The 26,404-nt window shown below is 43.8% G+C and carries 19 protein-coding genes; 12 read left to right on the plus strand and 7 right to left on the minus strand.

Going from position 1 to position 26,404, the window contains the following annotated elements; all coding sequences use genetic code 11:
• Nucleotides 1–2 precede the first annotated feature (2 nt).
• The 4 genes from BVC89_RS10725 to BVC89_RS30560 are packed head-to-tail and all read left to right on the plus strand — an operon-like array spanning nucleotide 3 to nucleotide 7,543.
• Nucleotides 3–1,079 (plus strand): PilW family protein, encoded by a 1,077-nt coding sequence (locus BVC89_RS10725; RefSeq protein ID WP_086931190.1) that lies wholly within the window; start codon nucleotides 3–5, stop codon nucleotides 1,077–1,079.
• Nucleotides 1,079–1,822 (plus strand): pilus assembly PilX family protein, encoded by a 744-nt coding sequence (locus tag BVC89_RS10730; protein ID WP_086931191.1) that lies wholly within the window; start codon nucleotides 1,079–1,081, stop codon nucleotides 1,820–1,822. Before BVC89_RS10725 ends, BVC89_RS10730 begins: the two co-directional genes overlap by 1 nt.
• Before the next feature lie 12 nt (nucleotides 1,823–1,834).
• Nucleotides 1,835–7,072 carry a pilus assembly protein gene (locus BVC89_RS10735; RefSeq protein ID WP_086931192.1) on the plus strand — a complete coding sequence of 1,746 codons (5,238 nt, stop codon included), beginning with the start codon at nucleotides 1,835–1,837 and terminating at the stop codon, nucleotides 7,070–7,072.
• A 12-nt stretch (nucleotides 7,073–7,084) separates the two neighbouring features.
• Nucleotides 7,085–7,543 carry a type IV pilin protein gene (locus tag BVC89_RS30560; RefSeq protein WP_086931193.1) on the plus strand — a complete coding sequence of 153 codons (459 nt, stop codon included), beginning with the start codon at nucleotides 7,085–7,087 and terminating at the stop codon, nucleotides 7,541–7,543.
• A gap of 63 nt (nucleotides 7,544–7,606) precedes the next feature.
• Here the strand turns inward: BVC89_RS30560 and BVC89_RS10745 are convergent, their stop codons facing one another.
• The 3 genes from BVC89_RS10745 to BVC89_RS10755 form a co-directional block, all read right to left on the minus strand.
• Nucleotides 7,607–8,164 carry a GspH/FimT family pseudopilin gene (locus tag BVC89_RS10745; RefSeq protein ID WP_086931194.1) on the minus strand — a complete coding sequence of 186 codons (558 nt, stop codon included), beginning with the start codon at nucleotides 8,162–8,164 and terminating at the stop codon, nucleotides 7,607–7,609.
• Between the two features lie 249 nt (nucleotides 8,165–8,413).
• The gene (locus tag BVC89_RS10750; RefSeq protein ID WP_086931195.1) at nucleotides 8,414–9,781 is read right to left on the minus strand and encodes a sigma-54-dependent transcriptional regulator; all 1,368 of its coding nucleotides are present in this window, start codon (nucleotides 9,779–9,781) and stop codon (nucleotides 8,414–8,416) included.
• 2 nt (nucleotides 9,782–9,783) lie between these two features.
• A complete protein-coding gene (locus BVC89_RS10755; RefSeq protein ID WP_245929374.1) occupies nucleotides 9,784–11,370 on the minus strand; it encodes a sensor histidine kinase in 1,587 nt (528 codons plus the stop codon).
• 228 nt (nucleotides 11,371–11,598) lie between these two features.
• Here BVC89_RS10755 and BVC89_RS10760 point away from each other — a divergent pair, with 228 nt between their 5' ends.
• A complete protein-coding gene (locus tag BVC89_RS10760) occupies nucleotides 11,599–13,230 on the plus strand; it encodes an NAD+ synthase (RefSeq protein WP_086931196.1) in 1,632 nt (543 codons plus the stop codon).
• Nucleotides 13,231–13,290: 60 nt separating this feature from the next.
• Here the strand turns inward: BVC89_RS10760 and BVC89_RS10765 are convergent, their stop codons facing one another.
• Nucleotides 13,291–14,229, minus strand: coding sequence for an outer membrane protein assembly factor BamD (locus tag BVC89_RS10765; protein WP_086931197.1), 939 nt, complete (start codon nucleotides 14,227–14,229; stop codon nucleotides 13,291–13,293).
• Between the two features lie 142 nt (nucleotides 14,230–14,371).
• Between BVC89_RS10765 and rluD the strand changes: the two genes are divergently transcribed.
• The gene (gene rluD / locus BVC89_RS10770; protein ID WP_086931198.1) at nucleotides 14,372–15,325 is read left to right on the plus strand and encodes a 23S rRNA pseudouridine(1911/1915/1917) synthase RluD; all 954 of its coding nucleotides are present in this window, start codon (nucleotides 14,372–14,374) and stop codon (nucleotides 15,323–15,325) included.
• A 4-nt stretch (nucleotides 15,326–15,329) separates the two neighbouring features.
• A complete protein-coding gene (gene pgeF, locus BVC89_RS10775; protein ID WP_086931199.1) occupies nucleotides 15,330–16,091 on the plus strand; it encodes a peptidoglycan editing factor PgeF in 762 nt (253 codons plus the stop codon).
• A 65-nt stretch (nucleotides 16,092–16,156) separates the two neighbouring features.
• Here the strand turns inward: pgeF and BVC89_RS10780 are convergent, their stop codons facing one another.
• A complete protein-coding gene (locus BVC89_RS10780; protein ID WP_086931200.1) occupies nucleotides 16,157–16,816 on the minus strand; it encodes a hypothetical protein in 660 nt (219 codons plus the stop codon).
• 202 nt (nucleotides 16,817–17,018) lie between these two features.
• Here BVC89_RS10780 and clpB point away from each other — a divergent pair, with 202 nt between their 5' ends.
• Nucleotides 17,019–19,655: an ATP-dependent chaperone ClpB gene (gene clpB, locus BVC89_RS10785; protein WP_086931201.1), complete on the plus strand. Its 2,637-nt coding sequence runs from the start codon at nucleotides 17,019–17,021 to the stop codon at nucleotides 19,653–19,655.
• A gap of 122 nt (nucleotides 19,656–19,777) precedes the next feature.
• Here the strand turns inward: clpB and BVC89_RS10790 are convergent, their stop codons facing one another.
• Together BVC89_RS10790 and BVC89_RS10795 are read right to left on the minus strand one after the other, a co-directional pair.
• Entirely contained in the window at nucleotides 19,778–20,488 is a 711-nt protein-coding gene (locus BVC89_RS10790; RefSeq protein ID WP_086931202.1) for a hypothetical protein, read from the minus strand.
• Between the two features lie 175 nt (nucleotides 20,489–20,663).
• Nucleotides 20,664–21,122: a DUF4124 domain-containing protein gene (locus BVC89_RS10795; protein WP_086931203.1), complete on the minus strand. Its 459-nt coding sequence runs from the start codon at nucleotides 21,120–21,122 to the stop codon at nucleotides 20,664–20,666.
• 471 nt (nucleotides 21,123–21,593) lie between these two features.
• Between BVC89_RS10795 and BVC89_RS10800 the strand changes: the two genes are divergently transcribed.
• The 4 genes from BVC89_RS10800 to pssA all read left to right on the plus strand — a co-directional run bounded on the left by BVC89_RS10800 (nucleotide 21,594) and on the right by pssA (nucleotide 26,051).
• Nucleotides 21,594–23,330 carry an acetolactate synthase 3 large subunit gene (locus BVC89_RS10800; protein ID WP_086931204.1) on the plus strand — a complete coding sequence of 579 codons (1,737 nt, stop codon included), beginning with the start codon at nucleotides 21,594–21,596 and terminating at the stop codon, nucleotides 23,328–23,330.
• A gap of 1 nt (nucleotide 23,331) precedes the next feature.
• The gene (ilvN, locus tag BVC89_RS10805; protein ID WP_086931205.1) at nucleotides 23,332–23,826 is read left to right on the plus strand and encodes an acetolactate synthase small subunit; all 495 of its coding nucleotides are present in this window, start codon (nucleotides 23,332–23,334) and stop codon (nucleotides 23,824–23,826) included.
• An 85-nt stretch (nucleotides 23,827–23,911) separates the two neighbouring features.
• Nucleotides 23,912–24,928 carry a ketol-acid reductoisomerase gene (gene ilvC / locus BVC89_RS10810; protein WP_086931206.1) on the plus strand — a complete coding sequence of 339 codons (1,017 nt, stop codon included), beginning with the start codon at nucleotides 23,912–23,914 and terminating at the stop codon, nucleotides 24,926–24,928.
• 301 nt (nucleotides 24,929–25,229) lie between these two features.
• Nucleotides 25,230–26,051 carry a CDP-diacylglycerol--serine O-phosphatidyltransferase gene (gene pssA, locus BVC89_RS10815; RefSeq protein ID WP_245929419.1) on the plus strand — a complete coding sequence of 274 codons (822 nt, stop codon included), beginning with the start codon at nucleotides 25,230–25,232 and terminating at the stop codon, nucleotides 26,049–26,051.
• Nucleotides 26,052–26,404 lie beyond the last annotated feature (353 nt).

Below are 26,404 nucleotides of genomic sequence, written 5' to 3' on the forward strand. Positions count from 1 at the left end.
CTATGAAATTTGTGTTGAGGAATAATTGTCAAAGTGGCCTTTCCCTTGTTGAGCTTCTGGTATCGATGTTCATCAGTATTGTTGTGTTTGGTGGTGTAGTAAGTGTTATACAGTCGAGCCGCGCTAGATTTTCTGATGAGCAAGATGTGAGCTTTATTCAAGAAAATGTCCGTTATGCACTAGAGATGTTAACGCGAGATATTCGTTCGGCAGGGAATTTTGGCTGCGCTGATAAAAATAATGCTCATGTGGCTAATCTTGTCAACGTTAGCGGCAGCATCACTGATTTATTTTCCGAAGATCCCATCATAGGCTACGAGGGGACTAACAGTGTCGCAGGTTTCCCCACGATTTTGGATCAAGCAGATGTAGGCTCAGATGCCATTATCCTCCGTTATGCAGATATTGATCGTGCTGTGCCGATTGGATCGCATAATAAAGGTAGTCAGAGTTTTGATTTGCCTGGAGCGAATACTCACGATTTTCTGCAAGGTGAAAAAGTAGCGATTGTCGATGCTAGTTGTCGTCATATTGGTATTTTTGAAAACACTTCCCCGGACAATGCTACCGCTGCCAATTATGGAGCTGGTAGTAATTGCTCAGCTGAAATTAAAGTCACAGGAGGTGACACTCGTTGTACAGGTGTTAATACCGGTACTGCTGACCGAGGGGAATACGCTAATGGTTCTTTTTTAATGCCTTATATTGCTAATGCTTACTATATTGATGTGTCGAATGTTGTACCTGCACCCAGAGCAGGAGTAGAGCCTTTGAAAAGTTTAAAAAGAAGGGTTCTATCTGAAAGTGGTTTTCGTACAGAGGAGCTTGCACAAGGAGTGGAAAAGATGGAAATACTTTACGGAGAAGATACCAATACAGACGGTATCGTTAACATATTTCATGATGCCAGTAGCGTGTCTGATTGGGATAGCGTAGTTGCAGTGCGTTTGAATCTCATTTTTCGCTCCCAGAGTGAAGTATTTGATGAAAATCGGGCTGTGACATTGAATGGTGAAAATTACAACGACCGGTTTTTACGTCAGCTCGCCAGCTCGACAGTACGTATGAGGAATCGTTAATGGATGGTTTAGCAATCGCAATGCAAAGAAAATTGCTGTCAAGCAGGGGTAGCCCTAATATCTCCCATCGACAAAGTGGTGCGGCATTAATCATCGCTTTAGTCATGTTAGCGATAGTAACAATTATTGGTGTCGCTAATATGAATTCTTCTGGTCTAGAAATGAAGATGATTGCTTCAACACTGGATCGAAATAAAGCATTTTCAATTGCTGATGCAGGTTTACGAGCAGCCGAAACTTGGTTGGAAAAAACTTCCGGCTTGGTAGAAGAAGATTTATACACAGACACCTGTGGTTCACGAACTCTTTGTTTCAGCCCTACCTGTACCAATGGTCTTTGTTTTCAGGGGATTTATGAAGAAAATGTTATTCCAAACCGTAGGCGTTACGGTTGTGAAGTTGTGCCCAGCGGCGTTTCACGTAGGGTTTTTTGGCGCGACTCAGGACTAAATGTATGGAATAACGCGGCCCAGCATCGGACAGTTCAAATTGGCCCAGTTGATATTGAACGGGCAGACGGCAGTGTTGTTCAAGAAACATATAGCGTGAAATATATTGTTGAATTTCTTTGTTTTGTTAGTAAAGGAACTCCTCCAAACGGAGGCAAGGCCACGCCTTTTGATGCGACAAAAGATAACAATAACAATGCAGATGTCCTCTTTCGTATCACAGTATTTTTTGATGGCGACGATCGCCGTGTTCCGGTGATGTTGCAATCTAATTATGTATTTCCATTAAGTTAATGGTAAATCACTATGGCTATTTTTTCTCACTTTAACCAATTGAAAATCGACATGAATGTAAAGCAATATATTGAACGCTGTTTTTGCTTAGTATTACTTAGCGTGAGCTTTAGCGTTATGAATCCTGCATATGCTCAGGTGGCTGAGGATTATTCAATTTTGCCTCCTACTGTTGTGGATTCAACCACACCTTTGGTGATGTTGGTGATGTCTCGAGATAATCAGTTGTGGCACAAAGCTTACAATGATTATTCTGATCTGGATGGCGATGGTGTGCTTGACACAACCTATAAAGATGACTTTGAGTACTATGGTTATTTCCACTCAGATTTTTGCTATAGCTATTCCGGCCCAGGACAACGTTTCTCCCCGACTTCTCGGGTAAGAGCCGGAAGTCACCAGTGTTCAAATGCATGGAGTGGGAATTTCTTAAACTGGTTGACCACAACACGAATAGATGTAGTGCGTAAAGTGCTCTATGGTGGTTATCGCTTAATCGATAATAATTCAGCTACTGTTTTACAACGCGCTTTTATCCCTGCGGATAATCACGCGTTTGTGAAAGTGGTTCGCAATACCGATATTACAGGTGATATTTCTGACTACACGCCTATTAGAGGTCAGAGCGAGCTAAGCTTTTGTAATGTGACCGATGCGCAAGCGGGCGGCCCTACGTTCTCCGCTGATATAAATTTGAATATTACCCCTCCAAGACTGAAAGTTGCCGTGGGTAATGAATTTGCTTGGGCGGGCAGTGAAAGAAACCAATGCCAATATGAGGATGAAGGAGGAAGGGCCGAGTTTTCAGCGCGTAGGCCTCCTTTCGGTTCTATCTCTGGTATTCCTAGAGATTCTGAATTAGTGGTCCGTGTTGAAGTATGTGTAGATGGATTCGATGCAACGGATGATCAAGCCTGTCAGGAGTATCGAGACCAATCAACAGGTGATGTTAACGAAAAACCTTTCGGTTTGCTGCAAACTTATGGTGAGACAGGTACTTATAAATTTGGCTTGATGACTGGTAGTTACTCCAATAATGAAGATGGTGGTGTACTTAGAAAGAACGTGACCTTTATGGGGGGGCTAGATGCTAACCCAAGTGACCTAGAAATTGATAGTCGAACTGGTATCTTTATTAATCAGAGTGGCGCAAGTGAAGGCATTATTCGAACCCTTAACTTGTTAAGAATCCAGGGTTGGGAGTACAACAGTACAACCTATTTAGACTGTAATCGCCCAGGTATTTCCGAATTGGAATTTTTAACATCAGGAAGTTCTGAAAGGGAATGTAAGGACTGGGGTAACCCTCTGAGTGAAATTTATTTAGAAGCATTACGTTATATCGGTGCGGCAAGTCCAACACCAGCATTCCGCGCAGATAATCCCGATGTTTTGACAGGACTTAATACAGCAACTTGGGCTGACCCCTATGATGCTGATGCTCCCTGCTCTCAATGTTCTGTTATTGTTCTATCAACAGGTCTCAATAATTTTGATGGTGATGAATTAGGTAGCGCATCTAGTTTGCCAGGTTTTAGTGCGGCTAGGATGAGATTAGAAACGGATAGAGTGGGAGTTGCTGAGGGCTTGAATTCAGGTACTTATATTGTTGGCCAAAGCCCTGGTGGTGGTGGTACGGCAGATGAGTGTGATGCTAAGAGTATCAGCCGTTTTAGTGGCGTGAGTGGCCCTTGCCCTGAGGTGCCTTCACTCAATGGCTCTTATAATATTGCCGGTGCTGCGTTATATGCTAATCAAAATGATTTGCGTACGGATCTCGAGGGCGATCAGACCGTTTCTACTTATACCGTTGCCTTGGCTGAGTCCTTGCCTAGTTTTAACCTACCCCAAGGCAGTGCAAATCCAATCACTATTGTACCTACTTGTCGTTCACATCCTTGGCCGGCGGCGGCTCCTCCCCCTGGTGATAACGACTGGGGGGAATGTAGTTTGGTAGATTTAACTGTGGTAGAGCAAAATGCCAACTATGGTCGTTTTGTTGTTGCCTGGGAAGATTCTACCTGGGGGAACGACTACGATATGGATTCCTATGCAGTGATTGAATATTGCGTAGCCTCCGGTAATCAGACTACTGTTCGTAACGCTTGTCCCGATCTTGGATATAATGATCAAAACCCTAACTACCACAACCGTAGGCCTAGGGGCTCATCTTACAACTATCGTGTTCATCAGCGTCAACCTCAATGGCAATCTGCCGCCCCTGGCCAGGTTCAAATTCGGATGTCTGTTGCTGGCGCGGCGACTTCTTTCGCTATGCGTCTTGGTTATACAGTGAGTGGTAGTAACGGCCAAGATGGCTCTTATGTTAATGAAGTCTTGCGCTATGGTAACTACAACTTCAATGGTGTATTAAGGGCAATCCCTGGTGCTAACACTGCAGGGCTTGCAAATAATCGTGTGATATGGAGCGAAAATGTTAGGGTATTCAGTGGTGACAGCTCTTCTTCTGGGCCCAAGCTATTGCAAAACCCCCTATGGTACGCGGCAAAATACGGCGCATTTGAAGATGTTAATGATGACGGTTTACCTGACACCACCCCTGAATGGGATAGGCTGGATATTGAAGGTAATGAGGTAGTGGATGGTAGCGGCAATGTGATAGGTGATGGCATCCCGGATTCATTTTTCCCGGTTCGAAATCCTGCGAGATTGCCGCAGGCACTAACCACTATATTTGCCAATCTTAATTCACGTATATCATCAGGTAGTGCGGCGGCAGTAAATGCACAAACCGGCAGCGGTGAAGGTGCGATCTATCAGGCGTTATACTCGCCTCGCTTAGAAGATTCCAATAGTAATTCCATTACCTGGTTCGGTACGGTTAATGGTCTGTTTTTGGATGACCGTGGCCGTATTCGTGAAGATGGAGATCAGGACGGCATTTTAACCAATTCTGATCGAATACTGGAACTCAATTTTGATGAAGCGGCTGGTGAGACTCTAGTTCAGGCGATTACTGTTAATGGTGATGGCAGTACCGGAACAAATGATGGTGCACCATTTGCACTCACAAGTAGTGATTATCGACCTATCTGGTCTGCTCAGGAACAACTTAGGTCCTTGGCAACATATACTGACAATAGATCCTCTTATGGTAGTTCAGCTGGTAATGGCCGTTATATTTTTACCAGCTTTGATCGTGACGGTGATGGCCAGGTCATAGGGCCTGTTTTTGCCGATGCTAATCCCGGTTCGACGGCGACGGTTGATGGCGCCCATCCATTTGTTAGCAGTAACTTCGGTATTTCAGGAAATACCGGTAATGACACTCGCTTACTGGGGCTCAGTAATACAGCCACTCAAATCCAAATTGATAATCTTATTAACTATATTCGAGGTGAAGAGGGAATCCCGGGTACTCGTTCGAGAACACTGAACAGTGAAGCGAATTTGCTTGGAGATATTGTTAATTCAACACCTACAGTAGTGGGAGCTCCAAGTGAAGCATACGATGTAATCTTTAATGATGATACCTATGCAAATTATATTGCCCAGTATGCCGGTCGGCGCAATGTACTTTATGTGGGTGCTAATGACGGTATGTTGCACGCATTTAATGCCGGCTTCTTTAACCCTCAAGTATCACCTGGTGGTGATATTGCTTTCCAAACTACAGGTGGTGCTGGCACAACCCCACACCCTCTGGGTTCTGAGCTATGGGCTTATATTCCTTACAACCTTTTACCCCATTTACAGTGGTTGACTGCGCCTAATTATCCCCATGTGTACTATGTGGATGGGCCAGTGAAATCTTACGATGTGAATATATTCACACCAGACGCTGTGCACCCCGATGGTTGGGGAACCATTATTGTGGCTAGTATGCGTTTTGGCGGTGGTGATTACTCTATAGATCACGATAATAATGCATCGACACCAGATATAACCACACGCTCAGCATACATTGTCATGGATGTTACTGATCCAGAAAGTCCGCCGGAACTTTTGGCGGAAATTACCGATGAGGATTTGGGCTTTTCGACCGCTGTGCCTACCATTATTAAATATCGTCAGCCCCGCGCTAGTGGCTCCTATGTTGGTACTGGCGAAAATGCCTGGTATCTTGCTTTTGGCTCTGGCCCTGCGGGTAACGATCCAGCATCTCGTCTGTCTGCACTAAACTTGGCGGTGAGTAATAAGTCCGCCAAGGTCTACTTATTTGATTTAGTTAATAGAACTTCAGGTACACCACTACAGAAGATAGAGTTAACCGACGGAGCTGGCCCTGAGATAAATAGCTTTACCGGCGGCTTTGAAACAGCAGATTGGGACATCGACTATCAAGATGACGCTTTATATTTTGGTCTTATTGGTGGTACTCCTGCGGTGCCTACAGGTAAGCTCAAACGTGGTCGTGTTGCATCGGCATCGGGCTCTAATATCTCTCTGAATTTTTCGAACCTCTATAATGATACAAACCGTGCATTTAGTGCTACACCCCGCACATTTAGAGATGAAGAAGGGGATTTTTGGGTGTTCGCAGGTACCGGACGTTTCTTTGTTCCTCAAGATAATGTTTCTAGGCAGACGCAATACTATTTCGGCATTAAAGAGCCTAAAGATGCGAATGGTAATCCGCGTTTGGATGTTACGGTTAACAGTAACGATCTTGTAGATACCACTGGCGTGGATGTTTTTGAAGACGGCCAGGTGTTCGGTGATGGTGGTTCAACAGTAACTTTATCAGCTGGTGGCGCATCCGAAGCTGTTGCTATTTTCCAAGATGTATTGGATTTTGTTGCTGATCATGGTGGTTGGCAATTTGAGTTTAGGTCTCCTGGCGCTGCTCGTCATACTCCCGGTTCTGGCGATCTTATGCGCAATACAACGCAATCGGCTTTGGCGGGTACATCGTTAATTATTACTACCTATAACGCTACCGGAGAGTTTTGTGACTCAGAAGGAGAAGGTTTTCTATTTGCACCTCACCTTGGTGCCGGTATTCCTGCACCTTTTGCACCTGTTGATATTGATCCTACCGATAGAATTCCAGCACTTGAAGCCGGTGATCCCCCGGTAGCACGAGTGTTACAAGGCATCACACTGGGGGATGGCCCTCCCTCTGCACCAGAAGTCATTCAGCCACAGAAAAAGGATGGCCCTGCTGGCCCTTGTCAGGGATATCAGGTAATCACTCAGTCATCCACTGCTGATATAAATAAAACCCAGATTGCATGTCAGGGCTTACCTGCAGGCCGTCGTGGCTGGCGTGAGCTTCCCGTTAACTAGATAGTGAGTACTATGCGAAAAACACAAAATAAATACGATTCGGCTCAACGAGGTTTTAACTTGATTGAGCTCATGATAGTGGTTGCGATCATCGCTATTGTTGCTGCTATAGGTTATCCCAGCTACCAAGCTTCTCTAGAAAAGTCTCGACGCACAGATGCTAAAGATTCACTGTTGCAGGCAGCGGCTCTGCAAGAGCGCTGGTATATTCAGCGTAACCAATATACAGATGTCATAGCTGATATTGGTGGCGCTGTTAGTAAAGAAGGTTATTACCAGTTAGCTACGGCGTTTAATGTAGGCGGTGCTAGCTGTAATGCTGCAGCACCGGAGAGTTGTTTTACCGTGACAGCGACTGCTCAAGGTGTGCAAAGTGGCGATGATCAATGTCAATCTTTTACTATCGATAATCTAGGGCGCCGAAGATCAGAGGGAGCGGGCGGTACAGATACAACCGCGATCTGCTGGTAGCATTTATCTTTCACAAACCCGGTAGCCTTGGCGCTTTGCCGGGTTTGCCGGTTTGACGTAGATTTAGCACGAAATTGGCGACCCTGATGTCATATCGACGATACCATCTCCATCTAAATCTCTCCCAATATAAGATCTGCCCGACATACTCACAGTAATTCTTGAAGATGCTGTGTGGTATTTGGCGTGGCAATAAATAAAACTCCCTGCTTGTTCGGCACTGCCTTCTTTTTTGAAGCGGATGTAGTGCCTCCTTAGTGCTGCTCTTAAGTTGAGCTGTCCAGAGTAATCTAGAGATGAAATAAGAAATATATGTTCGTTATCTGTGATTGCTGCATTTTTATCACGATCTATAAAAATACTGATTTCTTTGAAATCATTAGCGACGCATTCTTGTTGCTGATTGATACCACACAACGTGACGGTGCTATTGCTAGACAACGCGAAATCTCTGGCTGCAGCAAGGGATCTCGCTAGTGTTGATGTGAGTACATAACTTTGCATTCTGGCTTGAATGCTAGAGAAACTTGGAATTCCAACGCCTATTAACAGTGCGACTATTGATAGGCAAATTAATAATTCTGCAAGTGTTAAACCTTGATTATATTTATATCGCTTCATACGTTGTCCTTAACTCGAGTTGCAGAGCTGATTCGCCTCAGCCCTATATCCTTTTAATGCAATGTGAACATCTATCTATCTTTAACTATCAATGAGTACATTAATAGTTAAAGAGGAATACTAGCATAAATGTTTATTTTTGCGCCACCTGCCTCAAGCTATGTCCCGTGTAAGCTTTTTCCTACAAATGACAATCCAGAACCAATTACAAGAGTCTAATTACATTGAAGAAATTCTGAACTCTTTTGATTACTCTGTATCGGTATCATCGGCCAATCCCAGCTTGGATAAGCGATAGCGAAAAGACCTAAAGCTTATCCCTAATTTTTTTGCTGCAAGTGTTTTATTCCAACGAACATGCTCAAGGGCGTCTGATAAAATCTCTTTCTCAACCTCAGCCAGGTACTCATCGATCGATGGGTATTTTAAACAGTTGTTATAATAGTTAAGAGGTTGATTATCCTTCTGGCTAATCTTTTGTGATGCCGATAAAAGTAGGTCGCCAACTTCAATAGTAGAGTTGTCACAGAGGGTGTAAGCTCGTTCAAGAATATTTTCCAACTCGCGAATATTTCCTGGAAACGAATAGCGCATGAGTTCTGCTAGGGCACCTTTGGATAGCGTTGTTTGTGGTTGACTATTACCACCATCAATACGTTGCAAAAAGTACTGGGCTAGGGCAGGGATATCTTCACCACGATCTCTCAAGCTAGGAACGTTTAACTGAATCACATTTAGACGGTAAAATAAGTCTTGGCGAAACTCATCTGCCTCTACTAAGCGTTGTAAGTTCTTATGTGTTGCACATAAAATTCTTACATCAGTGATAATTTCTCCATGTGCACCGACAGGTCGGATCGCTTTTTCTTGAATTGCTCGTAGCAACTTTACCTGCATATCTAACGGTAAATCTGCCACTTCATCTAAAAATAGAGTGCCACCTTCTGCTGCTTGAAACAAGCCTAGTTTGTCTTGAGTTGCACCAGTGAAAGATCCTTTCTTATGGCCAAAAAACTCACTTTCCATAAGCTCTTTTGGAATCGCCCCACAGTTTACAGGAACGAAAGGTTTTTTTGCTCTTGGCCCTTGATTGTGAATGGATCTTGCCACTAGTTCTTTACCACTGCCAGACTCACCACTGATATATATAGGTGCTTGTGACCGAGCGAGTTTTCTAATCGACACTTTTAACGCTTGAATACTCGGTGAATCACCGATGATTTGATCGTCGTATTGTTCACTATCGGTGAGCTGGTTTGAGGTAATGGCCGTGTTAACTAGGTGACGTAGAGCGTTGACATCAATGGGCTTGTTGACAAAGTCAAAGGCGCCGGACTTCATTGCTTGAACAGCGGTATCCATGTTGCCGTGTGCCGTGATGACGGCAATAGGTAATTCAGGGATATTCTTTTGTACATGTTGTACTATTTCAAGACCACTGCCATCGGGCAGTCTCATGTCGGTCAGACACAAATTAAATGTTTTGCTCTCTAGCAATTTTTTTGCCTGCGAGACATTAGCCGCCACTTCTGTTGAAATATCCATGCGATTTAGAGTGATAGATAGAAGTTCGCGGATGTCTGGTTCGTCATCAATAATTAATGCTCGTGTTGTCATACTTATATCATGCGTTGATGGTGAGGAAAGTTAATTTTAAAGCAACTCTTGTTATCGTCTGTTTTTAAATAGCTCAGCGAAGCTTGATTAATTTCACAAAGCTCGCGAGAAAGGTATAAACCCAAGCCTGTACCGTGTTCAGCCGTAGTAAAAAACGGCTCAAAAATACTTTGTATGTGGTCTTTTGAAACTCCAACTCCATTGTCCACAACATCAATAAAGGTTGTGTCGTCATTGATGCTAAGCCCCGATGTGACGGTTATAGAGGCGACATTTGTAGCCTCCATACTATAACGCAAACCGTTGTCAAACAAGTTGGTTAAAATTTGTCTTAGGTGAGAGGGATCCATTTTTACTCGAGGTTGCTGACTATCCGAGTGATATGTAATTTCACAATTTTTGGTATCTGAATATTCTTTGATAAAAATCGGTATCCAGTCACATAAATCTATCAGTTCAGCCTTAGGCTCTTTTCGCTTTGATAGTGCCATGGTGTTTTCAATTATCTGATTCATTCTAACGGAATGTTGGAGAATAATTTCAGTAAATCGAACATCACTGGGATCGAGATATTGAGATTCGGATAACAGCTGTGCAGCATGGGAGATAGCGCCCAGTGGATTGCGGACCTCATGAGCAATGCTCGCTGTCAGACGGCCTAAAGATGCGAGTTTAAGTTGCTGTGCTTGCTGAATTAAAAAACGGTAGTCCTCCAGATAGAGAATGGTCTTATGTCGGTTAGTGGTGTCGAGAGAAGCAAAATTTATTCGTATTTCCCGGCGAGAATTAATCGTGTCCACCTCCGACATGCCGGTTATAGGATTACTCCGCCAGTTGTTGACTAGCTGTTCCAGGTTACCGATATTGGAAATATCTGTGCCCAGGTAAGATTGCCCTCGCGGCAGGTCTAACAACTGTCTCGCTGAGTCGTTAATTAATTCAATCTTGTTGTGTTCATCCAGTACGGCGATGCCAGTTCTCATCCTCGCTACAATATGCTGTGCTAATTGTACCAGCTGTGATGCATACTCAGTTTTTTCGGCGGCTTCTTTGGTGCTTGTGCGAATTTTATCGGTCAAATATTGAAAACTGATGCTGGTAATAAAAACCAAAAAACCTAGTGTTCCAGCACTAAACATTGCCCCTACTATGTTGTTACTTTTGGTACTATAAAGTGTTTCTCCAATAATTAATAAAGAGGTTACAGCTGCAAAGGCGAGAGCCAGTTGTCCTGGTAAAAACATACTAGCAATAGCGGCAGTGATTACCAGTAAATATCCCAAGCCGTTGGTGATACCGCCACTTGCATGAATTAGTATCAAAAGTACAACGATATCCGTGATGAGCAGCACGCTCACTTTGTAATTAGATTGGAATGAACTTCGATCAAACAACAGCACCATGGATAGGGACGTTATCATCATATATCCCACACTTACCCACCGGAAAAGCTCGGGATCACTGTTACCTAAGGCACTGCTAGTTGGCTGCGATACATACATAATGTAGAGTAAAACAGCGAGAATAAGCCGATAAAACAGGTAAACTCGCAAGGTGCGGAAGTTATAAATATCTTGATTGGTATCCACGTATAATGAGCCTTTTAAATACTTTTGCGCTTTCAGTGCACATAGAAGAAAATGGTGCCTATTGAATATCGATGGCTAATCGAGAGTCATGCTTTAGCCATACTTGTTTTATTGACATGATGACGAGAGTTTCTCAGTAAGATGAGCTAAGCCAGTGTCTAAGTATAACTGTTTGAAACTTTCCGACGCGTGATAAGCATTGGCATGTTATTGGAGTATAAGAAATTTATGTCGAAGTTGAATATAGCCATGGCGCAAATAAATGCCTTGGTGGGTGATATTGTTGGAAATACGGAAAAAGTTATTGCAACTGTAAAGAATGCGCAAGAGCGTCTTTGTGCCGATGTCATTGTTTTTCCTGAATTGACACTTACCGGATATCCTCCAGAAGATCTACTTCTGCGTCCGAGCCTTGATGATCGTATTGATGCGGCCCTAAATTCTATATGTGATGCAAATTTAAGTGTCTACACCGTTATTGGATACCCAAAACGTGTTGAAGGCAAGCTCTACAACGTGGCAGGTGTTGTATTTGAAGGGCAAGTGGTGTGCGAGTATATAAAACAATGTTTGCCCAATTATCAAGTCTTCGATGAAAAGAGGTATTTTTCTGAAGGCTCTACAGCAAGCAGTTTTAGCGTTAACGGTATTAAAATCGGTCTGACTGTTTGCGAGGATATATGGGACGGCAGTCCAATAACGCAGTCCAAAACAGCAGGCGTTGATTTGTTACTAAATATCAGCGCCTCACCATTTCACTTAAATAAGCAGCAATATCGCGAGCGTTTGGTTCGTGATCGTGCACAAGAGGTGTCCCTACCAATTGTATTTGTTAACTGGGTGGGAGGACAAGACGAGTTAGTCTTTGACGGTGGCTCAGTTGCTTTTAATCCTGATGGCGAGCTGGTAGTGCGCTGTCCAATGTTTGAAGAGTCTTTGGTGGTAGCACAATACGATCATAGCTCGCGCAAGTTGAGTTCGGTTTCTCTGGGGGCCGTATGCGAGCTGGGAGATGAACTGAGCATTGCTTATCGCGCACTGGTGTTAGGTGTTAGAGATTATGTCAATAAAAACCGCTTCAAAGGGGTTGTTTTGGGGCTTTCTGGCGGCATTGATTCGGCCCTCACATTGGCTATTGCGTGCGATGCTATAGGCCCAGAACGCGTTGAAGCGGTGATGATGCCGTTTCGTTATACCTCGGATATGAGTATTAACGATGCCAAAGAGGAAGCAGACTTATTAGGCGTTAAGTACCGATCTATCGGAATTGAACCCATGTATTCTGCATTCACTGCCAGTTTAGAAGAGGCATTCGAAAATACACAAAAGGATAAAACTGAGGAGAACCTGCAAGCTAGAACCCGTGGCGTGTTATTGATGGCTTTGTCGAATAAATTGGGATATCTCGTGTTAACTACCGGCAATAAGAGCGAGATGGCAGTGGGTTATGCAACGCTCTATGGGGATATGGCCGGCGGCTTAGATGTGCTCAAAGATGTGCCTAAAACTATGGTGTTTAAGTTGGCCCGCTACCGCAATACAATCGAGTATGTTATCCCAGAAAGCGTTATCACTCGACCCCCTTCAGCCGAGTTGGCGCCAGATCAGAAAGATGAAGATTCTCTTCCGGCTTACGATATTCTTGATCAGATACTGGAGCTATATATTGAAAAAGACTGCAGCTATGATCAAATTGTCGAGCAGGGTTTTGATGCAGAAGACGTCAGACAAGTTATTCGTTTAGTTGATTTGAATGAATATAAGCGAAGACAGGCACCGATTGGCATTAGGATGAGTGAGAGAGCCTTCGGACGCGACCGTCGTTATCCGATAACCAATGGCTGGCATATTGGGAGCTAAATTTATCAATCGTGTGTGGTGAATATTTTGTCCGAGCTGAACTTCACCACACACAAGCGTTTAAATACTGCTGCGAGGCGGTTTCGCAGCATTGTCAGGATTTAACGCTTCATCAAACTTGGGATTAAAGACGTCTCGCGAGTCAAATTTTACAAATTGTCTCTTATCTAGTAAGCCAAAGGTTAAATAACTTAGCCATGAGCGCTTAGGTTGGATTTTATAACGGTAATTAAAATTGCCATTTTCATCCAAGGCGGGATGTTGTGGGTAATTATCTGCCAGAACTTTAGCGGAATCATCTGCTAAATCTTGCATACCAAGCAAGTGGTAGGCCTGCGCCATAACGGCTAAACCATCAGGTACTGCAGGAGTTTGCTGCATATTTTCCACTACGAACTTACCTCGATTGGCTGCCGCAACAAAAGCGCCTCGTCGAAAATAGTAGTTAGCCACATGAATTTCTTGGCGCGCTAGTACATTGCGCAGATAAATCATTCGTTGACGAGCATCGAGTACATAAACACTTTTGGGGTAGCGAGACAGTAGCTGAGAAAAATAATTAAAAGATTCTCTAGCTGAGCCTGAGTCCCGTGTGGAAACATCTGAAATGAGAGCGGTGGTAAAGGGGGTTTCGTTATAAAAACTAGCCGCGCCTCTCATATAATAGGCGTAATCAACGCTGCGATGCTGAGGGTGCAAACGGATAAAACGCTCGGCTGCTGCAATGGCTAAGTCATGATCATTACTGCGAAAGTGCGCATAAATTAACTCTAACTGGGCTTGTTCAGCGTAGGCCCCGAAGGGGAAGTTTTCTTCTAGCAGCTGCAGGGTCTCAACCGCTGCCGACCAGTTACGATTACGTAGCAACTTTTGTGCATTTTCGTAAATTGCCTGTTCAGTACTGACCTGATCCTTGTCATCGTTGCTGCTGCAAGCAGCGATAAGAAAACAAAAAAGGAAACAAAAATTTATAACAACTAATTTATTAATTATCCGCATATTATCCGACGTTGACTCCAATATTTCTGGCGACTATCACCTAGCTATGATAATTTTGTACATGGCCATGATAATTATGCAAGTGGTAGTTCGCCAGTCGGCCAAAAAGGCGACAGTTTAATTAGCCTTACTCATAAATACAATGACATCTCAAGTATCTCAAGTCGCCATAGTGTCTGCACAACATTCTGGTAGTCGTTTTGATCAGGTCGCAGCGAGTTTGTTCCCCGGCTTTTCACGCGCGCGCATACAAAGCTGGATCAAAAGTGGCGAGCTAACCATCGATGGCCGCAAAGCTAAGCCAAAAACAAAACTTGCAGGTAATGAGCATCTAGTCTTAGAGGCCACCTTGGTTCCGGAAGGAGAGTGGCAAGCACAAGATATCCCTATAAATGTGGTATATGAAGATACTTCTATTATAGTGGTTAACAAGCCCTCGGATCTTGTTGTCCATCCCGCTTCGGGAAATTGGGACGGAACCCTATTGAACGGTTTACTGTTTCGCTTTCCTGAACTGGAGGCGGTACCGCGGGCCGGCATCGTGCATCGCCTAGATAAAGATACCTCAGGGTTGATGGTGGTTGCTCGTACCCTGGAAGCGCAGAACGCTTTGGTGAGTCAACTACAGGCGCGTACTGTCACTCGTGAGTACCGTGCTATTGCCATGGGAATATGTGAGCCGAAGGGTGTCGTTGACAAGGCTATTGGCCGTCATCCTGCACATAGAACCAAGATGGCCACCGTCGATAGTGGCGGTAAACCAGCTATTACACATTTTGAGCGCCTGGAGAGTTTTGAGGGCTTTTCTTATCTATCGCTTAAGCTTGAAACTGGCAGAACCCACCAAATTCGGGTGCATATGGCTTATCTTGGACATGCACTTCTTGGCGACACCGTTTATAACAAAGGGTTTACTGCCCAACAGCTGAATAAAGATCAACATTTACATTATTTATCGGCCTTTCCAAGGCAGGCGTTACATGCCATAAAACTAGGGTTAATCCATCCGGATACTGGGCTTTACTGTGAGTGGCAAAGTGAACTACCTGAAGACTTTTCCGCTATTTTGGCCTACCTGAACCAGCATTATCGTTAACTATATGAATCCAGAAATCATGGTGCCTCAATGGCCTATACCTGCAAATATTCGAGCACTGATCACGATACGTGCGGGCGGCGTTAGTGAAGGCCAATATGATAGTTTTAACTTAGCTGCTCATGTGGGGGATAAGCCAGAACACATCACTCGCAATCGCCAGCAGCTTTACCAGGTTGTGGGGAAAAAAATACAATGGCTGCAGCAGATTCATGGCACAGATGTGATTGAGTTGGTCAAGAATGAACCAAATACTGAGCCTATCGTTGCCGATGGTGTCTACAGTTCAGTGCTGGGTTCTGTGTGCGCCGTGTTGACTGCAGATTGTCTGCCCATTTTGCTGTGTTCAAATAAAGGAGATTGGGTGGCGGCACTTCACTGTGGTTGGCGCGGGTTAGCCGCTGGCATCATCGAGAGAACACTAGCCAAGGCAAACGTGGCAGCGGATGAATTAATGGCCTACTTGGGGCCTGCTATCTCACAAAGAAATTTCGAAGTGGGTAAAGATGTTTTTGAGGCTTTTCAAGCGGCTGCACAAACACGTGCTTTTGCCACACCAGTGAGCAACTTTTTTGCTGCCGCGAAAGAGCAAAACAAGTTTTACGCAGATTTATACGGGCTAGCACGTTCAGAGTTAGCAGGACTTGGCGTCCCAGCGGTATATGGTGGTGATAGCTGCACGTACAATGAGGCAGAAAAATTTTATTCCTACCGCCGAGACGGCAGTTGTGGGCGTATGGCCAGCTTAATCTGGATTCAAGAGTAAACAAAAAAGCAAGCCAAACAGGGCTTGCTTTCGGGAATTTAGCTTATTTGTATGAATAGAAAAAGCTAATTCATCGCGATATGTTCAACCATGTTCTTAGACCACTTAGCCATCAAAAGACGGAAATCCCGCTGATTTAAGCCTCGTGTAGTAAGCTCCGGGCGAAGTAAAAAACCTCTTTCAAAGGTTTGTCTATGGTCTTTGAATTTTGCCAGCGACTTGCCATCTTTTGAGCTTAATGTGACATCCAAGGTGGCGTCGCCGGCTCTTATGACGAATTGTCGAACAAAGCCGTTATAGTCTGGCCCATGGATATCAAGCTTGGAAATATTAGCCGATACAATTAGGACGTCATCTGTGGTGGGTATTTGATCGACGAATGTGTAATTGCCTTGTTCTTCGAATGCTTTCTGTATCTGCTCTCTGAGCAATTTCCCATAGCGCTCTGTGATATTTTTTTTGTAGTTCCGGCTAACCTTAGTGCGATGCTCACGTAACCAACGCTTATCAAATTCGACACTTGGCTGTTGAATATAAACTTTTGTATAGCCAGAGAGCTTAACTTGTTCTGACAGTAAAAACTCGTCAAAAAAGCTACTTTTAACTTCGTTAAGTGTATTATCGCTAGCAATCTCTTGTTGAGGAGCTTGCATCGCATAGGTCGATGTGCTGATGAAGGCTAAGAATGCAAGACTTAGCGGGCGTAGATAATGATTAAGCCGCATGATGAGATCCCCTTCGTATGATTTCAGTTTGTCTTAGGTTATGACAATATAAATTGGCATTTTATGCAACAGCTTTGTAAAAAAATGTCGAGATTTTGATTTCGCTTAAGTTTTATATACTTGTTTTTTAGGTCTCTAGCCCAATCTTTTTTAATGCCTACTAACAGGCTCTGTGTAATACAACCTTTGGATAACTGACATTATGCGAATAGATCGCCTTACTAACCAATTGCAGATAGCTCTTTCCGATGCACAATCTATTGCTGTCGGACGCGATCACACTAGTCTGGAGCCAATACATCTGCTACAAGCAATGCTTGATCAGAGTGGTGGCACAGTGCGCCCCTTGATTGTCAAAGCGGGTTTTGATGTTGCCGGCCTAAGGAATGAGCTAACTAAGCAGTTGGAGGCCTTACCTAAAATTCAAAACCCTACCGGTGACGTCCATATGTCACAGGAAACAGGTCGTCTACTTAACTTAGCGGATAAATTTGCTCAGGACGGTGGTGATAAGTTCATCTCAAGTGAATCTGTGTTACTAGTCGCTTTAAAGGATAAGAACCTAGCCCTTGGCAAACTTCTATCTAAATACGGCACTTTTGAACAACTAAAACTTGCTGTTGATAATGTTCGTGGCGGTGAGACTGTTGATGACCCTGAAGCTGAAGGCAATCGTCAGGCCTTGGAAAAATATACGGTAGATCTCACTGCGAGAGCCGAGGCCGGTAAGCTTGATCCTGTTATTGGGCGCGATGACGAGATCCGTCGCACGATACAGGTGTTGCAACGTCGCACTAAGAATAATCCTGTACTAATTGGCGAGCCAGGTGTAGGTAAAACCGCCATTGTAGAAGGTTTGGCCCAGCGCATTGTTAATGGAGAAGTGCCCGAGGGTTTAAAGCGGAAGCGGCTTTTATCTTTAGATTTAGGCTCTTTACTTGCGGGTGCCAAATTTCGCGGTGAGTTTGAGGAACGCTTAAAATCGGTGCTAAAAGAGTTAGCCAAAGAAGATGGTCGAGTTATCCTCTTCGTTGACGAACTTCATACTATGGTTGGTGCAGGCAAAGCAGAGGGTGCTATGGACGCAGGTAATATGCTTAAGCCTGCTTTGGCCAGAGGTGAGCTACATTGTGTTGGAGCCACTACTCTCGATGAGTATCGTTTGTATATTGAAAAGGATGCGGCCTTAGAACGTCGTTTTCAAAAAGTACAAGTCGATGAGCCAAATGAAGAAGACACCATTGCTATTTTGCGAGGCCTAAAAGAGCGTTACGAGGTGCATCATGGCGTGGATATTTCCGATGCAGCCATTATTGCTGCGGCCAAGCTCTCGCAGCGTTATATTACCGACCGGCAATTGCCCGACAAGGCGATCGACTTGATTGACGAGGCGGGTAGTCGTATACGGATGGAAATTGACTCGAAACCAGAGGAAATGGATCGCCTGGAACGTCGTTTAATTCAGCTAAAAATCGAACGTGAAGCGGTGAAAAAAGATACCGATGAAGCTTCTAAGGTAAGGCTTGATAAAATTAATCAGCACATTAATCGTATTGGTAGAGAGTACAGTAACCTTGATGAAATCTGGCGGGCGGAGAAATTTGCGCTACAAGGTTCCCAGGAAATTAAGACCAAACTTGAGAAGGCTAGGCTCGACCTCGATTCCGCGCGCAGAGCAGGAGATCTTGGTCGAATGTCTGAGTTGCAATATGGCATTATTCCCGAATTAGAAAAACAGCTAGATCTTGCCAGTCAAGCTGAAATGCACGAAATGAAGCTGCTACGTAATAAGGTCACTGACGAAGAGATCGCTGAAGTAGTGTCTAAGTGGACAGGCATCCCTGTGGCTAAGATGCTTGAAGGCGAGCGTGGCAAGCTTATTCGCATGGAAGAAGCCTTGCATGCAAGAGTTATTGGCCAAAAAGAAGCCGTGACGGCGGTATCTAACGCTGTGCGTCGTGCTCGTGCCGGCTTGTCTGATCCTAATCGTCCCAATGGCTCATTTTTGTTTTTAGGGCCTACTGGTGTGGGTAAAACAGAATTATGTAAAGCGTTATCGGAGTTTTTATTTGATAGCCAAGATGCCATGGTTCGCATTGATATGTCGGAGTTTATGGAAAAACATTCCGTCGCTCGATTGATCGGAGCTCCACCGGGTTATGTCGGCTACGAAGAGGGGGGATATCTCACTGAAGCCGTGCGCAGGAGGCCCTATACTTTGCTCCTGCTGGATGAAATTGAAAAAGCTCATCCGGATGTTTTCAACATTCTTTTACAAGTGCTTGAGGATGGCCGGTTGACTGATGGTCAGGGGCGAACCGTTGACCTGAGTAATACGGTAGTGGTGATGACATCTAACCTAGGCTCGGGCGCTATTCAAGATATCGCCCAAAATAAGGCGTTTGATAGCATTAGCTTCGATGGTGATTCGAGTGCAGACGAGGTCAATGAGAATCGTTATGAGGCAATGAAACATGCGGTGATGGAAGTCGTGTCGGGACATTTCAGGCCTGAGTTTATTAACCGTATTGACGAAGTCGTGGTATTTCATCCGCTCGAACCCAGCCAAATTCGCGGTATTGCTACCATCCAATTGGATATATTACGTCGCCGCTTGGCCGAAAAGGAACTTAAATTATATGTCAGTGATGAGCTGATGGATCGCCTTGCTGAAGCAGGTTTTGACCCCGTTTACGGTGCACGGCCCCTAAAACGTGAGATTCAACAATCCATTGAAAACCCCCTGGCTCAGCATGTGTTAGCAGGCAAGTTTTCTCCTGGTGATACAATTTATGCCGATATATCAGGGGATAGAGCTATTTTTTCTCTTAAATCTTAATCTTTGGTGAGTGCCGCAATAGGCTATTGAGAGTGAATAAGACATTTGCTCTCAATATACCCACCGCTCACATATAATGCGTTAATTCTCATTAAAACTTCACGTGTTACTTTATAGATGCTTTACTTAAGCGTTCTCATTGATTGTTTCATTATTTCTCTATTTTCCTCTCCAATACGATCAAAATAAAAAAGTGCCTCATGAGCTGCTTTAGCTTGAGCTGTCGCTACATCGTTAGGATTATCTTCAATATGTTTATTGGTAATAGCAGGCATAAACTTCTGTCCAAATAAACTTTCAAATAATGCTTTATCCTCAGGCTTAAATGTTGAACTCAATATGTGTTGTGCCATGTCATGTATATGGGCTGGCACTTCTTCCGGTTGCAAAGATGAATGCAATACTTGCTGCGCAGAAAAACGCGGATCATGAGCTGCGAATAATGACGGATTTATCTGAAGATTATTGTGATTTAAGTGTTGATTGGGAGCGGGAAATGGTTCGTAAAAGTTAGAGGGTATTGTCTGTTCACCCACACTGTGCTGCTGAATATTGGGATTATGTAGCTGGCCAGGTAGGCTATTTAACCGGTAAGTAGCATTGGTGTTTTCAATCCCCCAATCTGCATCCATCGGTACAAATGGTAGGTCTTGCCTATGGAAGCTCTCGTCTTCCAATAAACTATGAATATTGCTATGATCAAATAGTGGCGGTTCAGCTCTAGCGCCTTCTAACATAGCTTCCAATGTTTGATAATTGGTATTTATTGAATTTTGCTCTGGTGCTGTATGTCGTGTCGTTGGACTGTTGGATACTCCTGGGAAATGAAACATATTTATCTTCACCCTTGGCTGGATTTCTTACGTAGGCTTTAGCCAGTAGGTAGTGACTTGCATAGAAAGGTTCGCCAGAAGTGGGGCAATTTGAGTTAAGGTTTTTTAGGTGGATTATTGAAGGATAAAAGCGCCTTGGCCCATAAAGTGGAGTTAGGCGCTTAAAAAACTCTCTTTATTGACAAGACTGGCTGAGAAACTCTTGAGATTCTGACACCTGATCCGCCACTTCTTGTGGCGTCAGGAAGCGTGTTGAACCATCGTCCTGTTCCATTCGTATGCGCCTTCCTGGTGTTTGCAAAGTGCGCAGACGATCCCTTTCTTGTTTACATACCTCTTGCCTTTGAGCAATGAGTTGCTGTCTCTCCTGTTTCTCCTGCTTGCTGAGAGTTTTCTTCCCTTGAGATGGTGTGTTATTGCTCGATGTTGTTTTTGGCGCCGCCGCTGTGCCACCATAAGCTTTGATTTTCTCTGCTTTAACTCCTTTTGGGGGTCTTGATCCATAATGCACCACACCTTGACTATCGACCCAACGGTAGTAATCGTCAGCAATACTTGGCGTAGAATATACAATTAAACTACACAAAATTGCAGCGCAAACTGTCCAGATATGGTTCTTTAAATTAAGCATCATGTACCTCTGAATTATTGTCTTTAAGTGCGATATATAAACTTTTCAACCCTAACCTTGCAAAGTATATTATAAAAGTAATTCCCAACCTTTATATACAGCACAAATCTATCTAATATTAGCCAGAGATTATTTATATTTTGGGCAAATAATCATCGATCCTTGACTTTAGCGCGAATTTAGAGAGAATTGCACCTTCGCGGTATGAATATATAGAGAACGCTAGCAATCCTAAGCAATAACTCTGTTCAGGTTAAGCAATCCTTACCTGATAATTTATGATCGCTTGGGCGTTTATCTATTCGCCTCTCCGGTGGCTATACATCCCATTCGCCTATATTCCGGGTATAAATCCTATTGCAAGTATAAACATACGTGAATAGCCAAAAATGCGATAAGTTTTTGGTTGCGTTAGACTATTTGAATTTGAAAATTAATTTGAGCATATTCGTAAAATAAATAGAGGACATTCGGGTGGAAAAACTCTCCGGCGGAGATATGCTAATTCGCGCACTTGCGGATGAGGGGGTTGATGTTGTTTTCGGATACCCCGGCGGCGCCGTGCTGCACATATACGACGCATTGTTTCGGCAGAAAAAAGTTGAACATATTCTTGTTCGACACGAGCAGGCTGCGACTCATGCAGCTGATGGATATACACGATCCACTGGTAAAACGGGTGTGGTATTTGTCACATCTGGGCCTGGAGCGACTAACGCTATCACTGGCATTGCCACAGCTTACATGGACTCAATTCCCATGGTGGTAATTTCAGGGCAAGTAGTGTCTGATAAAATCGGCGAAGATGCCTTCCAGGAAACCGATATGGTGGGTATTTCCCGTCCCATTGTGAAACATAGCTTTTTAGTCAAAGATGCTCGCGATATTCCGCTCATTATAAAAAAAGCTTTTTATATCGCCTCCACTGGTCGGCCTGGTCCTGTGGTTATCGATATCCCTAAAGATATTACTAATCCGGTGGATAAATTCGACTACGCCTACCCTAGAGAGGTGAAAATTCGATCCTATTCACCGGCATCAAAAGGCCATACAGGGCAAATCAAGAAAGCTGTCCAGTTGTTAATAGATGCACATAGACCTGTTATTTATGCCGGTGGCGGTGTTATCTTGGGTAATAGCTCCCATCTTTTAAAAGAGCTTGCCCAGCGCTTAAATCATCCTGTCACCAACACTCTAATGGGGCTTGGGGCCTACCCGGGAACAGATAAACAGTTCTTGGGTATGTTAGGCATGCACGGTACGGTTGAAGCTAACACGGCAATGCATCATGCGGATGTCATTTTAGCTGTGGGCGCTCGCTTTGATGATCGAGTTACCAGTACACCTAGCAAGTTCTGCCCTACAGCTAAGATCATACACATCGATATTGACCCCGCTTCTATCTCTAAGACCGTGACGGCCGATATTCCTATTGTAGGCGCTGTTGAGAGTGTTCTAGAGGAAATGTTGAAGTTGGTTAAGAGTAGCAAATCTCAACCCAATGAAGCGGCGTTAAGTGACTGGTGGAAACAAATCAATGAATGGCGAGATCGCCATAGCATATTACAGAACCCCAACTATTCCAGCGAAGGAATGATTAAACCACAAGAAGTGGTAAAAGCTGTATTTGATGTCACCGGTGGCGACGCTTTTGTTTGCTCTGATGTTGGTCAGCACCAAATGTTTGCAGCTCAATATTATCAGTTTGATAAACCGCGGCGTTGGATAAACTCCGGTGGTCTAGGCACTATGGGGTTTGGTCTACCTGCTGCGATGGGAGTGCAAATAGCCAATCGAGATGGCAATGTTGTCTGTATTACCGGTGAAGGTAGCATTCAGATGTGTATTCAAGAGCTATCTACTTGTACGCAATATAACTTGCCGATAAAAATTATCTGCATTAATAACCAGGCCTTGGGTATGGTAAGGCAATGGCAAGATATGCAGTATGAAGGTCGCCATTCACAAAGTCTCTATGAAGAATCGCTCCCCGATTTTGTGAAGTTAATGGAAGCTTATGGTCACGTTGGTATGACAGTCACTAAAAGGGAAGATTTGCATGCAAAACTGGAAGAGTGTTTTGCCATGAAGGACAAAACAGTGTTTATGGATATTTATGTCGATCCAGGTGAGCATGTATATCCTATGCAAGTGCCGCCACCCAATGGCTCTATGCGTGACATGTGGCTAAGTAAAACGGAGCGAACTTAACATGAAGCGGCGACTAATATCATTACTCATGGAAAATGAGCCTGGAGCTCTATCACGTGTTGTCGGTTTGTTTTCTCAGCGAGGCTACAATATTGAATCTTTAAATGTAGCGCCAACAGAAGATCCTTCGCTGTCGCGTTTGTCACTAACGACGGAATGTGATGACCATAAAATTGAGCAGATCACAAAACACCTCAACCGTTTGGTTGATGTTGTTAAGCTAGTAGATTTGACCGAAGGCGCGCATATTGAACGTGAGTTTATGCTGATTAAAGTACGTGCGACGGGTGCGCAGCGTGCTGAAATAAAACGCTGTGTGGATATATTCCGTGGCCAAATAGTAGACGTAACACCGTCGGTATATACCGTTCAAATTACCGGCACAAGTGACAAGCTCGATGCTTTTTTTGAGACCGTTGGTGAGCCTTCTATTATAGAAGTTGTTCGCTCAGGTGTATCCGGCATTGGGCGAGGGGAAAAAGTACTCAGCCTATAATTTACTTATTGCTCTGGTACATTAAAAACATCCCTGAACAAAAATAACGTTAAAAATTTATAACCTTCAAGTACGAGAAATTAAAATGCAAGTTTATTACGATAGTGATTGTGACCTTTCCATTGTTCAAGGCAAGAAAGTCACAGTTGTGGGCTATGGCTCTCAAGGGCATGCCCATGCCAATAACCTTAAAGATTCAGGCGTTGATGTTACTGTTGCGCTAAGACCTGAGTCTTCTTCTGCACAAAAGGCAACCGCTGCAGGGCTTGCAGTTAAGAGTGTTGCAGAAGCTGTAGCCGACGCTGATCTGGTTATGGTTCTTACGCCAGATGAGTTTCAATCATCACTATACAAGAATGAAATTGAGCCCAATTTAAAGCAGGGCGCTACTTTAGCTTTTGCTCACGGCTTTGCTATCCACTATAACCAAATTGTTCCTCGTGAAGACTTAGACGTCATTATGATTGCCCCTAAAGCACCGGGTCATACGGTTCGTTCAGAATATGTGAAAGGTGGTGGTATTCCTGATCTTGTTGCCATTCATCAGGATGCTACTGGTAATGCCAAAGCTTTGGCTCTTTCCTATGCGAGCGCTATTGGTGGCGGCCGCACGGGTATTATTGAAACTTCATTTAAAGATGAAACTGAAACTGATCTCTTCGGTGAACAAGCAGTGTTATGTGGTGGTGCCGTTGAATTGGTGAAAATGGGTTTCGAAACACTCACAGAAGCAGGCTACGCGCCCGAAATGGCATATTTTGAGTGTTTGCATGAGCTAAAGCTTATTGTGGATCTTATGTATGAAGGCGGTATTGCCAATATGAACTACTCCATATCTAACAATGCGGAGTTTGGTGAATATGTAACTGGCCCTCGAGTTATTAATGAAGAATCGCGCAAGGCCATGCGTCAAGCATTGAAGGATATTCAAGATGGTGAATACGCGAAAAAATTCATTCTCGAGGGGCAAGCGAATTACCCATCAATGACAGCTTGGCGACGTAATAACGCTGCACACCCCATTGAGCAGGTAGGAAGTAAGCTTAGAGCTATGATGCCGTGGATTGAAGCCAATAAACTTATCGACAAGTCTAAGAACTAAAAGTCTAAAAACTGATCGATGTCTGCTTAAGAAGTAAAAATCGCGGCTATAGCCGCGATTTTTTTATATGGGCTCACCATAAAAAAGGGGTAGCAATATGGGCCTATATTCGTCATTGAACTGTCTTTGACGATTTGTAATATTGCAACATCGAATGTATTTCTTTATAACGCAAGAAAAACAATCGCTTGAGCCAATTTATTTCTTTTTATCTGGCCTTTAGCAATACGGAAACAGGTGTATGTCTGAGAAAAATGATCAAAGCAATAACAAGGATAACAATAATGGCGATGAGCTAAGTATGGCTGTACCAGACGTTGTCCCTGTAGATGAACATGTAGAAGAAGTCTCTGAAAATGGGCAGCGGGTGAAACGCAGTGGGGTATTTCTGCTACCTAACCTTTTTACTGCAGGTGCCTTATTTGGTGGTTTTTTTGCTATTGTTTCGGCAATGGGTGGGAATTTCGCTCATGCTGCTTTAGCGATATTTGGTGCGCAAATTCTAGACGGGATGGACGGGCGTGTTGCTCGAATGACGAATACCCAGAGCGCCTTTGGTACTGAGTTCGATAGCCTGTCCGATATGGTGTCATTTGGTTTAGCCCCCGCCATTGTGATTTACACATGGGCGTTACAGCCATTAGGAAAGTTTGGCATGGCCGCAGCGTTCGTGTTTGCTCTATGTGCTGCGCTTCGGCTCGCACGTTTCAATACGCAAGCGGATATGTCAGGAAGTCAGTATTTTATTGGCTTAGCTAGTCCTCCTGCGGCAACCTTAATGGCCTCTGGTGTATGGCTCGGTAGTGAACTCGAACTCACGTTAGAAATTTCTATCTTTGCTGCACTGGTTTCCGCTTTTGTGGGTTTGATGATGGTATCGAATCTTAAATACCAGAGTTTCAAAGGCTTGGATAAAAACCGACGTGTTCCTTTTGTCGCAATGCTCATTACATTTATGGTCTTTGTTGCTGTCACTGTAAATCCTCCCATCGTACTTTTTGCTTTGGCGTTCACCTATGCTTTGTCAGGCCCATTAATGTGGCTATGGTGGCTACTGAAACGAGATCATGAAACTCAAGAGCAAGATGAAGATGAAGAGTCTGCTGGTATCGATAGGGATTAAAAAAACTAGTATTTAATTGGCTCAATTTTGAGCGCAACATCTTTGGATTGATGTCATTGTTGCAATAAAAACACCCATGTAGTTTGAGAAACATCCAGATTAATTTTTTTTTACATTTTTATAAAAAGATGTGTTGACCTACATGGGCCTCATCGGCATAATGCGCGCCTCTTGATTAGCAGCGCTAACCAAGATGAAAAATTAGTAAAATTTCTCAGTTAAACTAAACTTTAACAACCTGCATTAAAGGGTGAGAAAAAATGTCTATTTTGAAGAAATTTTTGTCATGGGTTGGCTTCAAAAAAACCTGATAAAAAACAACAAAATAGCGCTTGCTAAGAAATAAAAAATGC

Origin of the sequence: Agarilytica rhodophyticola, from assembly GCF_002157225.2 — a bacterium.
In the GTDB taxonomy this organism is placed as follows: Bacteria; Pseudomonadota; Gammaproteobacteria; order Pseudomonadales; family Cellvibrionaceae; genus Agarilytica; species Agarilytica rhodophyticola.

Coding starts and splice junctions, on each gene's coding strand:
- BVC89_RS10745 (WP_086931194.1), bottom strand. CDS start 8,164: ATGAAGCGATATAAATATAATCAAGGTTTAACACTTGCAGAATTATTA.
- ilvC (WP_086931206.1), top strand. CDS start 23,912: ATGCAAGTTTATTACGATAGTGATTGTGACCTTTCCATTGTTCAAGGC.
- rluD (WP_086931198.1), top strand. CDS start 14,372: ATGACATCTCAAGTATCTCAAGTCGCCATAGTGTCTGCACAACATTCT.
- BVC89_RS10750 (WP_086931195.1), bottom strand. CDS start 9,781: ATGACAACACGAGCATTAATTATTGATGACGAACCAGACATCCGCGAA.
- BVC89_RS30560 (WP_086931193.1), top strand. CDS start 7,085: ATGCGAAAAACACAAAATAAATACGATTCGGCTCAACGAGGTTTTAAC.
- BVC89_RS10795 (WP_086931203.1), bottom strand. CDS start 21,122: ATGATGCTTAATTTAAAGAACCATATCTGGACAGTTTGCGCTGCAATT.
- BVC89_RS10725 (WP_086931190.1), top strand. CDS start 3: ATGAAATTTGTGTTGAGGAATAATTGTCAAAGTGGCCTTTCCCTTGTT.
- ilvN (WP_086931205.1), top strand. CDS start 23,332: ATGAAGCGGCGACTAATATCATTACTCATGGAAAATGAGCCTGGAGCT.
- pssA (WP_245929419.1), top strand. CDS start 25,230: ATGGCTGTACCAGACGTTGTCCCTGTAGATGAACATGTAGAAGAAGTC.
- pgeF (WP_086931199.1), top strand. CDS start 15,330: ATGAATCCAGAAATCATGGTGCCTCAATGGCCTATACCTGCAAATATT.
- BVC89_RS10790 (WP_086931202.1), bottom strand. CDS start 20,488: ATGTTTCATTTCCCAGGAGTATCCAACAGTCCAACGACACGACATACA.
- BVC89_RS10735 (WP_086931192.1), top strand. CDS start 1,835: ATGGCTATTTTTTCTCACTTTAACCAATTGAAAATCGACATGAATGTA.
- BVC89_RS10765 (WP_086931197.1), bottom strand. CDS start 14,229: ATGCGGATAATTAATAAATTAGTTGTTATAAATTTTTGTTTCCTTTTT.
- BVC89_RS10760 (WP_086931196.1), top strand. CDS start 11,599: ATGTCGAAGTTGAATATAGCCATGGCGCAAATAAATGCCTTGGTGGGT.
- BVC89_RS10780 (WP_086931200.1), bottom strand. CDS start 16,816: ATGCGGCTTAATCATTATCTACGCCCGCTAAGTCTTGCATTCTTAGCC.
- BVC89_RS10730 (WP_086931191.1), top strand. CDS start 1,079: ATGGATGGTTTAGCAATCGCAATGCAAAGAAAATTGCTGTCAAGCAGG.
- clpB (WP_086931201.1), top strand. CDS start 17,019: ATGCGAATAGATCGCCTTACTAACCAATTGCAGATAGCTCTTTCCGAT.